The sequence below is a fragment of the Metapseudomonas otitidis genome (assembly GCF_900111835.1).
In the GTDB taxonomy this organism is placed as follows: domain Bacteria; phylum Pseudomonadota; class Gammaproteobacteria; order Pseudomonadales; family Pseudomonadaceae; genus Metapseudomonas; species Metapseudomonas otitidis.
In genome coordinates, this window is sequence record NZ_FOJP01000012.1 from 20,614 (window position 1) to 34,880 (window position 14,267).

Sequence of the window (14,267 nt, forward strand, 5' to 3'; positions counted from 1 at the left end):
AATGGAACGTCCGTTGTGGGTTCGGGGAAGGGGCGGCCCTGGAGGGGCATGGGCTTCGGGACGGGTCATGGATGCGCCTCCCCGTGGCTGTTGAAGCGCCGGTCCACCTGCTCGGCTGCCACGAAGCCGGGGCCGATCACACCCTCGTCCCGGTACAGCCGGGCGGTGTCGGCGAGGTCCTGCACCAGGGCCTCGTCCACGTCCACCCGCCTGGGTTGTGAGTAGCGGTTGGAGCGCAGGTGCACCTCCAGCGGCAGGCCGCTCTGGCGCGCCTGGATCGCCGAGAAGGCCTCGACATGGGCGTTGGCCCAGTCCCAGGCGCGGCCAACGCGCTGGAGGAAGTCCCGCAGTTGCTCCGGCTTGTCGCGGATCGCCGCCGGGTTGGCCACCAGCAGCATGTTGCCGGCGAACAGCCCTTCCCCGCTGACCAGCACCCGCGTGCCGCCTTCCAGCTGCACCATGCTGGTGTACGGGTCCCAGGTGGCCCAGGCATCCGCCCCGCCGTTGGCCAGCAGGCTGCGGGACTCCCCCGGCTGCAGGAACACGAACGTCGCATCGCGCCCGCTGCGGCCCACCGAGCGCAGCGCCGCGAGCGCCAGGTAATGGCCGATGGAGCCGCGCGTGGTGGTGATGCGCGTGCCCACCAGGGACGCCGCATCGGTAAGTGGCGAGCCCTCGGGCACGACGATGGCCACCGCCGTGGGCGTGACCTTCAGGCGCACCACGCCCACCGTCTTCAACCCGGCACCGGCCGAGGCGGCGAAGACGAAGGGCGCGACGCCCAGGGTGCCGACATCCACCGCACCGGCGCTCAGGGCCTCGGCCGTGGGCGCCGCCGCACCGAAGGCGGCGAACTCGATGGGGTACGGCACCGACTCCAGCTCGCCGGCGGCCTGCAGCAGCACCTGCAGCGAGTTCTTCTGGCTCGACACGCGCAGCGCCTCGGCGCCCAGCGCCGGGGCAGCCCCCAGCGCCAGGCACAGGAGGCCCGCCAGCAAACGTCCCGTGCCCATCATCAGAACGCCAGGCTCACGCGGCCGTAGTAGTAGCCGCCACCCAGCCCGTAGGGCGAGAACATCCCGTACTCGTAGGTACCGGCCCAGGGCACGATGCCGATCTTGTCCGGGTAGACGTCGAACAGGTTGTTCGCCCCCAGGGCCACGGTGAGGTTCTGGGTGACGTCGTAGGCGACGTCGATGTCGGTGATCCACTTGGCGCTGTAGGTGCGGTCGTTGGCCGGGATGTTCGAGCCCTCGGTGTATTCGCCATAGCGGGTCAGCGTCAGGTTCAGGGTCCAGTCGTCCACCTTGTAGTTGGTGTTGAGGATCCACTTGTCCTTAGGCGTGGCCTTGGTCAGGTCGGTTTGCTGCTGGCGGTCGAACAGCACGTAGCCGGAACCCAGGCTGGACAGCTCGGGCGGCGTGTCGGCGAGGTCGCGGATGGTGGTCTTGTTGTGGTTGTAGGCAAGGCTCCAGCGCACCGTGCCGTACTCGTCCAGCGGCTGGCGGTACTCGGCCACCAGGTCGACGCCCTTGGTGCGGGTGTCGGCGGCGTTGGCGAAATACTGGCCGGAAAGGTTCGGCGACAGGCCGTTGGCCACCAGGATCGCCGACACCGCCGGGCCGGTGAGCACGCCGGTCTGCAGAATGCGGTCGTCGATGTCGATCAGGTAGAAGTCGGCGGTCAGGCGCAGGCGGTCGGTGGGTTCGGCGGTGAAGCCCAGGCTGTAGTTGCGCGAGGTTTCCGGCTCCAGGGCCTTGGCACCGAGGGCGATGGCTTCCCGCGAGCCGGGGCGCATCTGCTTGGTGCGCGCGGTGGTGGTGGCGCCGCCGGCACCGAATATGGTGACCGAGCTGGTGGAGGAGAACACGTTCTGCGCCAGGGATGGCGCGCGGAAGCCGTTGCTCACCGCCGCCCGCACCGCGTAGCCCGGGGCGAACTCGTAGCGGGTGGTGAACTTGCCGCTGAGGGTCTCGCCGATGTCCTGGTTGTAGCGCTCGTAGCGCAGGGCGAAGGCGTTGTACCACTGCGGGGTGACGTTGAGGCCGAAGTCCACATAGGCGGCGCCGCTGTGGCGGATCATGTCGCCAGCGTCCTCGGGGGTGGTGCCGTTGACCGAGAACAGGCCCGGGTCGGGTCGGCGCCCGCCCAGGCTGCCGCTGGGAATCACGTAGTTGCCGTAGTTGTAGGAGTTGGGCTCGCCCTCGGTGAGTTCGTACTTCTCCCAGCGGTATTCGATGCCGGCGGAGGTTTCCAGGGGGCTGTCCAGGCCGATGTCCAGCGCACGGGTCAGGTCCAGGTTGGTGGTCCACTGGTCGAAGATCTCGTCGGTCAGGTGGAAACGCCGCTGACTGAAATCCGGCCCGTTGGAGAGGTTGAGGTTGTTGTCGGTGTAGAGCTTGGCCTTGTCGCGGCCGTAGCTGGTGGAGAGGTCCCAGTCCCAGTCGGCGGCCAGGCCCTTGAGCCCGGCGAGGAACTGGTAGTCCGTCTCGTTCACCTCGCGGGTGGCCTGGCCGCCCTTGGGGTACGGCTGGTTGGCCAGCCAGTTGGTGGCGGTGATGTCGGTGGGCGCGCGGTGGCCGAGCACCTTCTTGCCGTCGCGGTAGCTGAGGGTGGAGAAGGAGTAGAGCTTGAGGTCCTCGCCCAGCGGCAGCTCCAGGTTGTAGGCGCTGCTGTAGGTGCGGTCGCGGCCCAGTCCGTACTCCTCGCCCCAGCCGTGGCGCTGGGTGATGCGCGGGTCCGGCTGGCCGTTCTCCAGGGTGCCGAAGTTGCCGCGCACGGCGCCGGCGCGGTCATAGGGCTCCTGCACCTTGGCGTCGAAGGAAAGGTTGAAGAAGCCGCCCTCCCCCAGGCCGAAGCCGAAGTTGGCGGCCTCGTGGCCGGTGGTGCCGTCGCCGCTGTAGTACTGGCCGAGGGAGCTGTCCGAGGTGATCCCCTCGGCGTCCTTCTTGAGGATGATGTTGATCACCCCGGCGATGGCGTCGGAGCCGTACTGGGCGGCGGCGCCGTCGCGCAGCACCTCGATGCGCTCGATGGCGGCGGTGGGGATCAGGTCCAGGTCCACCGGCACGGCGGCGGTGCCGACCCGGGCGTTGTTGTTGATCATCGCGGTGTTGTGGCGGCGCTTGCCGTTCACCAGGATCAGCACCTGGTCACCGCCCAGGCCGCGCATGCTGATGCCACGCACCAGGAAGGCGGTGCCGCCGCCGTTGATGGTGGGTGCGTTGAAGGACGGCAGCAGGCGCGTGAGCATGTCCTTGAGGCCGTTCTGGCCGCTGGTCTTCAACTGCTCGCCGGAGATCACGTCCACCGGCGCGGGGCTGTCGGTCACGGTGCGCTGCTGGCTGCCGCGCACGCCGGTCACCACCACGGTGGACAGGGTCGGGTCGCTGGCGGCCAGCGCCTCGCCGCCCAGGGCGAGGAGCAGCGCGGCGCTGAGGGGGGAAAGCGAGAAGGTCTTGCTGAAGGCGTTACGCATCACGGGACTTCCTGTAGGCGACCGCAACCCGGCCGCATCTGGCTCGATCTGTGGGGGATTGGGTCAGCGGGCCTTGGCGGCCACCGCCTCGACTTCGATCAGCGCGCCGGGCAACACCAGCCCGGCCACCTGCACCGTGGTGCGGGTCGGCTTCAGCGGCTGCTTCTCGCTGCCGAAGAACTGCCGGAAGCCGCGCTGCAGGCCTTCGAAGTCCATGCGCCCGTCCAGCTTCGGGTCGCCCACCAGGTACACCCGCAGTTGCACCACATCGCCCAGGCCGAGGCCGCGCGGGGCCAGGGCGGCCTCCACCTTGCGCAGCACGGCGATGGTCTGCGCCTCGGTGTCGCCGGCGGCGCGCAGGTCATCCTTGGCGGCCTTGGGGTCGGCCGGGTCCGGGAGGATGCCGGAGACGAAGGTCAGCGCCGTGCCCGGCGGCAGGGTCGCCGACTGCAGGATCGGCGAGTTGGGATAGGTCGAGGGCACCCGCTCGATCTCCGCGGCCTGGCCGACGGTGGCGAAAAGGACCCCCAACCCCAGAAGGGCATGTTTGAAAGGCATCGCGAAAGCTCCAAGGTCTGTGTTGGCGCCAGCCTCGGAGGTCCGCTACCTGGCAGGTGGATCTGGTTATGGATGCGGCGCGGCGTGGTTCAGGCCGTTTGCCGGTGTTGCGACGTGCCTTGCGCACGCTCGAAGATGTTCCGCACCACGCGCCGGGCAGCGCCGGCGGCGGCTTCCTGCCAGATGCCCACGCCGCTGTGGGCGAGGCCGTCGCTGGTCAGGTGCACGCGGCCCTGGGCCTGGTTGAGCAGGCCGTAGTCCGGCTCCGCCACCTCGTGGCTGATCCAGGGGCCGAGGCTGTGGGGAATGCGGTTCCAGGCGATGGCCAGCGGCTTGCGCAGGTCCTGCCCGTGGCCGGGGTGCAGCAGCTCCACGGCCTGGCGCGACAGGGCGATCTGCTCGTCGATGGTTTTGTCGCCGAATTTGCGTGCCACCTCGCCGTTGTTGTACGCGGCTATGAGGATGCCCTCGGCCTGGTTGAAGCCGCCGCTGGGGTACCAGAGCCCAGAGGCCTCCTGGTTGATGAAGGAAAGCCCGCCGTAGATCTGGTAGTCGGTCTCCCAGAAGCGCCGCGACTGCCAGGCCACCTTGTTGGCGTAGCCGAACTGCACCGCCGAGATCGCCTGGCGCACCGGCGCGGTGAAGTTGCTGTCGATCCTGGCCAGCAGCGGCAGCGGCAGCGCGATCACCGCGTAGTCGCTGGTCACCTGCTGCTCGCGGCCGCTGCGGCGGTCGCGGTAGCCGATCTCCACGCGGTCCTCGTGGTTGCGGATGGAGCGCACCTCGGCCCCCAGGCGCAGGGACGGCTGCAGGTGGCGCTGGAAGGCCGCCGGGATGCGGTCCATGCCGCCCACCGGCTGGAACATGGTGGGCGAGAACTCCGGGTATTCGTCGATCATCAGCGCGGTGCCCAGGGCCGGGTTGAGCAGCGTGCGCAGCGGCAGCGGCTCGTTCTTCTGCGCCAGCTGGTCGCCGGCACCGGGCCACACCTTGTAGCCGGAGCGCGCCGAGCCGAGGTAGTCGAGCTTCTCCGAGAGGTCGCCCCAGGTCTTGAGGAAACCCAGCAGGTTCTGCCGGTCGGCTGCGTTCAGCTCCTGGTCCAGGGCATGGCGGTTGACCGCCTTGGCCAGCAGCTCGGCGATGTGGCCGCGGCTGTCGTTCACCGCCTGGCGGATCTGCATCGGCGGCGCGGACAGGTCCGGGCGCACCAGGGCGTTGCGGCTGGTGTTCACCAGCACCTCCAGCTCCACCCCCAGCTCGCGGCAGTAGCCGAGCATCAGCTGGTGGTGGCTGGGCAGGCGCGCGGGGCCGGCGTTGAAGTAGAAACCCTCGTCGAAATCGGCGACCTGGGTGGTGCCGTCGGTGTACTCGACGCGATCGCCACGGCGCAGCGTCCAGTTGCGCCCGCCGACCCGCTCGCGGGCCTCCAGCAGGGTCACGGCGAAGCCGGCCTTGCGCAGCTCGTAGGCCGCCACCAGCCCGCCGATGCCGGCACCGACCACGGTGACGCTGGCGCCCTGCCCCAGGCCGCTGGCCGGTTGCAGCGCCGCGTAGTTCTCCTGGCTGGCCCCCGTGGCCGGGCTCATCACCCCGAGCACACCCATGGCCGCCATGGCGGCGCGGTAGCCCCCAACGGCACCGATACGGGCGATGAGCTGTCGTCTGGTCAAAGGCATTGCAGGCACTCTCCTTGATTCCCTTCCACCAGGCACGGCTCGCCCGATGGCGCTCTTCCCTGGCTGCATCCGGATATCGCATCCGGTTATAGATTCACATCAAAGAGCTTCGAAATCGCTCTATGTGGAGCCATCCTATGGGGCGGAATTTGATAAGAGAAATACATTTTGAGCATATGCAAATATTAAAATGTTTCATTTTTATCAATCTGCATATTGCGTGAAACGCATAATCATCTTGAAACATCATGCCCACGTAGCCCAAGGCACGGGCGGCGCGGTGTTGGCGAGAGAGCGGGCCTGGCGAGACGGGATGGCTACCGTAGGAGGCGAAGGCGCAGGCACCGTCCGTAGCCCGGACTTCAGTCCGGGGGTAGCGGAAACCCCGTTCCCGGGCTGAAGCCCGGGCTACGGTTTGCCTGGACCTGCGTTTACCGCATGGGATGGCGCTGAGCGATTTCGTGTGGAGATCGGCGCCAGGGTGCATCTGGGTAGCCCGGACTTCAGTCCGGGGATGCCACAGGCTTCGCTCCCGGGCTGAACCCGGGCTACTTCGAGGCGGCGTTTGCTTCCGCTGCCGCCAGCACCCGCAGCAGGTTGCCGCCCCAGATCGCGGCGAGGTCCTGTTCGCTGTAGCCGGCGGCGAGCAGGCGTTCGCTGATGCGTGGCAGGTCGCTGACGTCGCGCAGGCCTTCCACGCCGCCGCCGCCGTCCCAGTCGGCGCCGATGCCGACGTGTTGCGGGCCGACCACGTCGAGGATGTGCAGCAGGTGCGCCATGAAGTCGTCCAGGCGCGTGGGCGGCAACGGGTAGCGGGCATCGGCCTCGCGGATACGCCGAGCGAGGTCGGCCACCTGTTCCGGGGAGAGGCTGGCGGCCAGGCGGAACTCGCGGTACAGCGGCGCCAGGACCTTGTCCCGCTCCGGGTTTGGCGGCCGGGGGACCAGGTCGCTGGGGAAGCTGTTGACCTGTATCACGCCGCCCTTTTCCGCGAGCCTGCGCAGCCGCGCGTCGTCGAGGTTACGCGGGTGCGGGCCGATGGCGCGGGCGCCGGAGTGGGAAGCGATCACCGGCGCGCGGGACAATTCCAGCACCTGGTCGAACACCGCGTCGGAGGCATGGGACACATCGATGAGAATCCCCAGCCGGTTGGCCTCCCCCACCAGTTCGCGCCCGGCCGGGCTGAGGCCGTGCCATTCCGGCAGCGCGGTGGCGGAGTCGGCGAATTCGTTGTTCTGCGCGTGCACCAGGCCGAGCATGCGCAGCCCCAGGCGCTGGTAGGTGGCCAGGCGGCCCGGGTCGGCGGCCAGGGGCTCGGCGTTCTCCATGCTGATCAGCACCACGCGGCGCCCCGAGGCGACGATACCGGGCACCTCCTGCGCGCGGGTGGCCAGGGCGAATTCATCGGGCCGTGCGGCGACCATGTCGCGGATGCGGGTGATCACCGCCAGGCCGTGTTCGCTGGCCAGGGTGCGCCCCTCTGCCGTGCGCGGGCCCTGGGGCGTGAATACGGCGAAGAAACCGCCATCCAGCCCGCCCTCGCGTATGCGCGGCAGGTCGACCTGGGACAGGTCGTCGGCGTAGCGGTGGCGCTGGCTGATGTCCCAGCCGGGCCGCGCCAGTTGCATGGGGGTGTCGAGGTGGCTGTCGAGCACCAGCAGCCGCTCGTGGAGGACGTGGATAGCGGGCGGGACGTCGGTGGCCTGGGCGCTGCCGGTGAGCAGTGCCAGGGCGATCAGGGTTGGCTTGAGGTGCATGGAACCGATCCTTGGATGTCTGGGATACGTGACGGGCTCAGCCCCAGCTGAAGCTCCGATCCCACAGCGGCGCCACGTCCAGCCGCTGCGGCAGCACGCCGGCCTCGAAGAAGGTGTCGGCCACGGCCTGCTGGGAGCGCACGGCGGCGTCGTCCACCGCCTGCAGCACGCGGGGCCCGCTCTGGGCCTTGTACTGGGCGAGGAACACCTCGCGGGGGATGCCGAGGATCTTCTCGCTCTTCGCCGCCCAGGCCTCCGGGTTGTGCTGCACCCATTGCCAGCTGCGGTACTCGCGCTGGACGTAGTCCTCGATGGCGGCGCGCTTGCCCGGGTCGTCGATGGCGCGCTGGTTGGCGGCGATCACGTAGTTGCCGGAGAGGTAGCCCTGCCCCGTGCGCAGCACCCGCGCACCGCTGCGCAGTTCGGCCAGCTGGATGAAGTAGCCGAAGGTCACCCAGACATCCAGGTTGCCGTTCTGGAAGGCGGCGAAACCGTCCTGGGGCGTCAGGGCGAAGGGCTGGATGTCGGCCAGGGTCAGGCCCTGCTCCTTCAATGCGCGCAGCAGCATGTAGTGCGAGGAGGTGGAGCGGATGTAGCCCACGCGCTTGCCCGGCAGCTCCGCCAGGGACTGCATGGCCGAGCCCTTGGGCACCACGAAGGCCTGGTTGTTGACGTCGCCGGTGAGCACGGCGATGAGCTTCACCGGCGCCTGGTTCCTGATGCCGAAGATCGGCGGGATCTCGCTCATGGGCGCCAGGTCCAGGGTGCCGCTGATCAGCGCTTCGAAACCGAGGTTGCCGCCGTTGAACTCGGCGTATTTCACCGCGTAGGGCGGACGCTCGATGCCCGCCTCGTCGAAGAAGGTGGGCGCCGCGCCCTTGTAGGTGGCGACGTTGAGGCCGATGCCGTTCCAGTCCCGGGCGAAGGCCGTGGGCAGCGCGCAGGCGAGCCCGGCCAGGGCGGAGTACTGGAGGAAGTGACGGCGATTCATGGGGGCTCCTTGCAATCAGTCGAGGAAGTCGGGCTCGTCGCGCAACAGGCGGTCCCAGTAGGGCTGGAAGCTGAACCAGCCGCCGAATTCGGTGCCCACCTGGCGCGCGGTGTGTTCGGCCACGGCCGGGGGAATGGGCCGGGGCGTGCCGGCGGCCTCGGCCAGCAGCTGGGCGTGGGCGGCGTTGTCCAGGGCGATGAAGCGCCAGACGGCGGCCTCCACGGTGCGGCCGACGGTGAGCAGGCCGTGGTTCTGCAGGATCAGCGCGACGTTGCTCGGCCCCAGGGTGGCGGCGATGCGTGCGCCCTCGCTGGCTTCCAGCACCACGCCGGTGAAGTTGTCGAACAGCGCGTGCTTGCCGTGGAAGGCGCAGGCGTCCTGGGTCAGCGGGTCGAGCAGACGCCCGAGGCTGGACCAGGCCTTGCCATAGAGCGAGTGGGCATGGGCGGCGGCGACCACGTCCGGCCGGGCCTCGTGCAGCGCGGCGTGGATGGCGAAGGCGGCGAGGTTGAGTGCGCCCTGCCCTTCGACGATCTCGCCGTGGGGGTTCACCAGCAGCAGGTCGGACACGCGGATATGGCCGAAGTACACGCCCACCGGGTTGACCCAGAAGTGGTCGGGGAACTCCGGGTCGCGCACGGTGATGTGCCCGGCGCCGCCCATGTCGAAGCCGTGGCGGGCGAACAGGCGGAAGGAGCCGGCCAGGCGCTGCTTGCGCAGCAGGCGCTCGGCCTCGACCGTGGGCTGCTGGGGCGGCTCCTGCCAGCGGAATACGGTGTGGCCGTCGCGGGGCAGCGAGTAGGCCGTGGGTTGCGGGGTGCCGGTGAGGCCGGTCAGCCTGGCGGTCATGCGGTTTCTCCTTGAAGGGCCGGCGGGCTCAGTAGCCACGCGTGGCCTGCACCAGGTTCTCCAGCGGTTGCCCGCTGTGGAAACGTTCGAGGTTGCGCGCCAGCAGCGCGGCGAGGTTGCGGTACACCTGCGGCGTGTTGGCCGAGGTGTGGGGGCTCAGCCGTACACGGGGATGGCTGTAGAACGGGTGCCCGGCCGGCAGCGGCTCGGGGTCGGTGACATCGAGGCTGGCGATCGCCAGGCGCCCGTCGTCCAGGGCCTGCAGCAGCGCGGCCTGGTCCACCAGGGCGCCGCGCGCGATGTTGATCAGGTGCAGGCCGGGGCGCGCCGAAGCCAGGGTCTGGCGGTTGACCACCTGGCGCGTCTCGGCGGTGGCCGGCGCGGCCAGCACCAGGTGATCGGCACGGGCGAAGAGTTCATGGATGTCGGCGGCGCGCTGTACGCCGTCCAGGCCGAAGGGCTGGGGTGAACGGCGCAGGGCGAGCACCTGCATGTCCAGCGCCAGGGCCTTGCGCGCCAGGTCCCGGGCGATGCTGCCGAAGCCGTAGAGGCCGAGGGTGCTGCCGGCCAAGGACGCCAGCGGGCGTTGCCGCCAGGCGTCGGCGCTGTCGATCCACAGCTCGGGCAGCTGCTTGGCGGCGGCGAAGATGGCCGCCAGGGCGAACTCGGCGATGCTGCTGGCGGTGGCGCCCCGGGCGCTGGCCACCGGCGGGCCGTCGAACAGCCAGGGCGGGAAGAAATCCAGCCCCGAGCTCACCAGCTGCACGAAGCCCAGGCCGAAGGGCCAGCCGGGCGGCGGCTCGGCGGCGTTGCGCCAATCGGCGTGGGGCGCGGCGAGCAGCACCTGTACGTCCGCCGGCAGCGTGCTGGGTACTCCACGAGGCAGGTCCAGCACCTCCACGCCCGGCAGGCGCGCGCGCAGCAGCTCGTTGAAGGTACCGTCCAGCTGGCTGGCGATGCGCGCCCGGCTCATGCCTGCCCGCCCCGGCTGGGCAAGGCGAACGCGGCACGGCCGGCGGCGCCGAGCACGGCGTCGTTCTGTGGGGTGTGGATGCGGCTGCAGAGCACATCGCGGTAGTGCCGCTCCAGGGGGTTGCCCCGGGCCAGGGCCGGGTTGCCGATGGCTTCCACGCCCAGCTCCACGGCGGTGATGGCCTGGGTGGTGACCAGGTACTTGACCTGGGTCGCCTCGCTGGCGGGGATGCGGCCTTCGGCGGCGGCGTCGAGCAGCACGCGGTTGGACAGCAGCAGTGCGTCGATGCGCCCCACCAGCTCCTGGAAGCGCGGCAGGCTGGAGAGCGGCGCGCCGAGGTTGGCCGGCGTGCGCTCGGCCAGCCAGCCCACCAGCCAGTCACGGGCGGCACGGGCGACGCCGTCATAGATGCTCGACAGCAACACGGCGAGCCAGAGCACGCCGCTGGAGTCCAGCTCCGAGGGGCGCGGCTGGCTGGCGGGGAGGATGTCCACGGCGTATTCGTCGGGCACCAGGACGTCGTCGAAGACCACGTCGTGGCTGCAGGTGGCGCGCATGCCCAGGTGGTCCCAGGTTTCCTCGATGCGGATGCCCGGCGTGTCGCGGTGCACCAGCCAGGTGCCGACGCGGGGTTCGGCTTCGTCGCTGCGCGCCCACACAGACAGCCAGGTGAGCCCGGGGATGCCGGTGGAGTAGATCTTCCGCCCACTGATGCGCCAGCCCTCGGGCACGCGCCGGGCGATGGTGCCCGGCAGGCCGCCACGGGCGGGGGTGCCCAGGTCCGGCTCCACGCGCAGGGCGTTGATCAGCGCGCCCTCTTCCACCGCCTCGCGGGCCAGGCGCAGGCGCAGGTGCTCGGGCCAGGCCTGGTTGGCCTGCAGGCGCGCGTGCTGCAGGTATTGCATCACCAGCACCAGGGCGGTGGACGGCTCGCCCCGGGCCACGGCGGCGATCACCCGGCGCGCCTGGGCCAGGCTGGCCTCGCTGCCGCCGAGGCGACGCGGCACGGTGAGGGCAATGAGGCCGTGTTCGTGCAGGCGGCGCAGGTTGGCGTGGGGGAATTCGCCGTGGCGGTCGTAATGGGCGGCGCTGGCGGCGAACTCGTCGCTGAGCTGGGCCAGCAGGTCGGCGAAGGCCGGGGAATCGAGGTCAGGCACGCGGGCCGTCTCCTTGGCGGTTTTCAGGTCGAGGCTCATCGTTGGGCGGTCCGTGCGAGGGTGTGGACGAAGGGGCTGGCCGGCGCTTCGACGCCGAGCAGGGTGAGCAGGTGCTGGCGCAGCTCCTGGAAGCCGCGGCTGGCCACCTCCCGTGGACGCGGCAGGCGCACGGGGATCTGCTCGGCGATGCACCCGGCCTCCAGCACGACGACGCGATCGGCCAGCAGCACGGCCTCGTCGACGTCGTGGGTGACCAGCAGCACCGAGGGCTGGTGGGTGCGCCAGAGCTCGATGATCAGCTGGTGCATGCGGATGCGGGTCAGGGCGTCCAGCGCGGCGAAGGGCTCGTCCAGCAGCAGCAACTCCGGCTCGCGCACCAGGGCTCGGGCCAGGGCCACGCGCTGCGCCTCGCCGCCGGACAGGGTGCCGGGCCAGGCGTCGAGGCGGTGGCCCAGCCCCACGTCCTGCAAGGCGGCCAGGGCGCGGGTCTGCGGGTTGGCGCCGCGCAGGCCGAGGGCGACGTTGCGCCAGGCGCGCTTCCAGGGCATCAGCCGGGGCTCCTGGAACACCGCCGCATGGGCCTCGGGCACCTCCAGCGTGCCGCTGTCCACCGCATCCAGCCCGGCCAGGGCGCGCAGCAGCGTGGTCTTGCCCGAGCCGCTGCGCCCCAGCAGGGCGACGAATTCGCCGGCACCCAGCTCCAGGTCGAGGCCGTCGAGCACGGCCTGGCCGGCGAAGCGACGGGTCAGCCCGCGCACGCGCACCGGTGGGCGCAGGCGTTGCAGCGCAACATCCATGGTCAGTTCCTTATGAAGGTGGGGCGCCAGGCCAGGGCCAGGCGTTCGAGCAGGCGCACCAGGGCATCGATGGACAGGCCCAGCACGCTGTAGACGATGAGGCAGATGACGATCACGTCGGTGCGCATGAAGTCGCGGGCGTCGTTGACCAGGTAGCCGAGGCCGGCGCTGGCGTTGATCTGCTCCACCACCACCAGGCCGAGCCAGCTGATGCCGAAGGCGTAGCGCAGGCCGACGAAGAAGGACGGCAAGGCACCGGGCAGGATGACGTGCACCACCAACTCCAGGCGGCTGAGGCCGAACAGGCGCCCCGCTTCCACCAGCTTGGGATCGACACCGCGGATGCCGGAGAACAGCGTGAGGTAGACCGGGAAGGTGGTGCCGAGGGCGATCAGGGCGATCTTCGGCGTCTCACCCACGCCGAACCAGAGGATGAACAGCGGCACGATGGCCAGGAACGGCAGCGTGCGCAGCATCTGCACGGGGGAGTCGATGATCAGCTCACCGCGGCGCGACAGGCCGGCCAGCAGGGCCAGCACGGTGCCGAGGGAGACGCCTATGGCCAGCCCGCTGAGGGCGCGCTTGAGGGACACCCAGAGGTGCCCGGCCAGCTCGCCACTGGCGATCATCTGCCAGAGGGTGTCGCCGATGGCGCTGGGCGCGGCGATGATGCGCGCCGGCAGAAGGCCCGTGCGTGAGGCCAGCTCCCAGAGCAGGAGCAGCACCAGCGGGCTGACCAGGCGCAGGCCGAGGTTGCTCCAGCCCTTCCAGCGCAGGGGCGCCAGCAGGGCCGTCAGTGCGGTGCCCGGGGGCACCAGGGCGTTGCTTCGCCGGGACATTCCTTCTCCTCGCTCGGGGCCTTTCCAATGGTCGGGGGCCGCAGGCGGGAGGTTGGATCGAGCCCGCTGCAGCCTGGCTTGATCCACATGCTATCCATCTAAAAAACCGCAGTGAAATTCGATCTGGTTCTAATCTAATATACAAATTGCGCATCTAATCCATGCAGCTACATGCAAGATGCTTTGTTTATGAGTCTGCCGCAGCCCCCTCCTCCGCCTGGTGCGCCACGCGCTGGGCCACGGTCTCGCCGAACAGCGCCACCGGCGCCTGCAGGTTGCCGAGGAAGCGTGGGTGGATCAGCCACAGGTCGATCACCGGCTTGAAGTCGCTCACCGGCACCACCTCCAGCCGCTCGCGGTGACGGCTGTTCTCCAGCAGCGGGCGCGGCACCAGGCCGAAGCCCAGGCCATTGGCGATCAGCCCTAGCTGCAGTTCGGTGCCGAAGGTTTCCAGGTTGATGCGCAGCGACAGCCCCTCATCGCTCAGGGCGCGTTGCAGGCCGGCGCGGAAGCCGCAGCCATCGGGGTTCAGCACCCAGCCGCGCTGGTAGCAATCGGCGAGCTTGCAGGAGCGCTTGCGCACCTCGCCCTTGGCCGCGACCACCACCAGGTCCATGCGCGCCAGGGAGCGCCCGACGATGCCTTCGGGGAACACCTTGCCCGCCGGGAACAACGCCGCTACGGCGTCCAGCTCGCCGTTCTCCATCTTGCCCAGCAGGTGGCTGCCCCAGCCGGTGGAGACCTGGGTCTGCAGGTCCGGGTAGAGGGTCTTGAGCTGACTGAGGGCGTCCAGCAGCACCACGTCGCCCACCGTCTGCGGCACGCCCAGGCGCAGCACGCCGCTGGGGGAGGAATCGCTCAGCACCAGTTCGCGCAGGGCGTCCATCTCGCGCAGCACCGAGCGGCACTGCTCGTACACGCGCATGCCCATGGGCGTGGGCTTCAGCGGCTTGGTGTTGCGGTCCAGCAGGCTGACGCCGAGGGCCTCCTCGAAGTTCTGCACACGCCGGGTGATGGCCGGCTGGGTGAGCTGCAGGGACTCCGCCGCCTGGCTGATCGACTGGCTGCGGATGACGGCCACGAATGCATCGATATCATCTATCTTCATTCTTTATTCGCATAATAAATGGCTGGAAGAATACGCAAGAAGAATAATATCTTTTGCCCCGGCACGGTAGCGGTTACCGCTGCG

Annotated in this window: 12 protein-coding genes; all 12 read right to left on the reverse strand. The window is 69.7% G+C overall.

Annotation, left to right across the window (positions count from 1 at the left end; all coding sequences use genetic code 11):
- Positions 1 to 65 precede the first annotated feature (65 nt).
- Positions 66 to 1,016 (reverse strand): aliphatic sulfonate ABC transporter substrate-binding protein, encoded by a 951-nt coding sequence (locus BM198_RS16275; RefSeq protein ID WP_074971348.1) that lies wholly within the window; start codon positions 1,014 to 1,016, stop codon positions 66 to 68.
- Positions 1,016 to 3,478, reverse strand: a complete 2,463-nt coding sequence (locus BM198_RS16280; RefSeq protein WP_074971349.1) for a TonB-dependent receptor plug domain-containing protein — start codon at positions 3,476 to 3,478, stop codon at positions 1,016 to 1,018. Before BM198_RS16280 ends, BM198_RS16275 begins: the two co-directional genes overlap by 1 nt.
- A gap of 63 nt (positions 3,479 to 3,541) precedes the next feature.
- Positions 3,542 to 4,036: a RidA family protein gene (locus tag BM198_RS16285; RefSeq protein WP_074971350.1), complete on the reverse strand. Its 495-nt coding sequence runs from the start codon at positions 4,034 to 4,036 to the stop codon at positions 3,542 to 3,544.
- 89 nt (positions 4,037 to 4,125) lie between these two features.
- On the reverse strand, positions 4,126 to 5,712 hold the full coding sequence (locus BM198_RS16290) for a flavin monoamine oxidase family protein (protein ID WP_074971351.1): 1,587 nt from the start codon (positions 5,710 to 5,712) through the stop codon (positions 4,126 to 4,128).
- Positions 5,713 to 6,260: 548 nt separating this feature from the next.
- Positions 6,261 to 7,469 carry a dipeptidase gene (locus BM198_RS16295; protein ID WP_074971352.1) on the reverse strand — a complete coding sequence of 403 codons (1,209 nt, stop codon included), beginning with the start codon at positions 7,467 to 7,469 and terminating at the stop codon, positions 6,261 to 6,263.
- 37 nt (positions 7,470 to 7,506) lie between these two features.
- Positions 7,507 to 8,460 (reverse strand): ABC transporter substrate-binding protein, encoded by a 954-nt coding sequence (locus tag BM198_RS16300; protein ID WP_074971353.1) that lies wholly within the window; start codon positions 8,458 to 8,460, stop codon positions 7,507 to 7,509.
- A 15-nt stretch (positions 8,461 to 8,475) separates the two neighbouring features.
- Positions 8,476 to 9,309, reverse strand: coding sequence for a class II aldolase/adducin family protein (locus BM198_RS16305; protein WP_074971354.1), 834 nt, complete (start codon positions 9,307 to 9,309; stop codon positions 8,476 to 8,478).
- Positions 9,310 to 9,337: 28 nt separating this feature from the next.
- Positions 9,338 to 10,282: a D-isomer specific 2-hydroxyacid dehydrogenase family protein gene (locus BM198_RS16310; protein WP_074971355.1), complete on the reverse strand. Its 945-nt coding sequence runs from the start codon at positions 10,280 to 10,282 to the stop codon at positions 9,338 to 9,340.
- Entirely contained in the window at positions 10,279 to 11,478 is a 1,200-nt protein-coding gene (locus BM198_RS16315; protein ID WP_044402862.1) for an acyl-CoA dehydrogenase family protein, read from the reverse strand. The genes BM198_RS16310 and BM198_RS16315 overlap by 4 nt, the downstream gene beginning before the upstream one ends.
- The gene (locus tag BM198_RS16320; protein ID WP_074971356.1) at positions 11,475 to 12,236 is read right to left on the reverse strand and encodes an ABC transporter ATP-binding protein; all 762 of its coding nucleotides are present in this window, start codon (positions 12,234 to 12,236) and stop codon (positions 11,475 to 11,477) included. The genes BM198_RS16315 and BM198_RS16320 overlap by 4 nt, the downstream gene beginning before the upstream one ends.
- 2 nt (positions 12,237 to 12,238) lie before the next feature.
- The gene (locus tag BM198_RS16325) at positions 12,239 to 13,075 is read right to left on the reverse strand and encodes an ABC transporter permease (protein ID WP_083422403.1); all 837 of its coding nucleotides are present in this window, start codon (positions 13,073 to 13,075) and stop codon (positions 12,239 to 12,241) included.
- 187 nt (positions 13,076 to 13,262) lie between these two features.
- Positions 13,263 to 14,183 (reverse strand): LysR family transcriptional regulator, encoded by a 921-nt coding sequence (locus BM198_RS16330; RefSeq protein ID WP_074971357.1) that lies wholly within the window; start codon positions 14,181 to 14,183, stop codon positions 13,263 to 13,265.
- Positions 14,184 to 14,267: the final 84 nt, after the last annotated feature.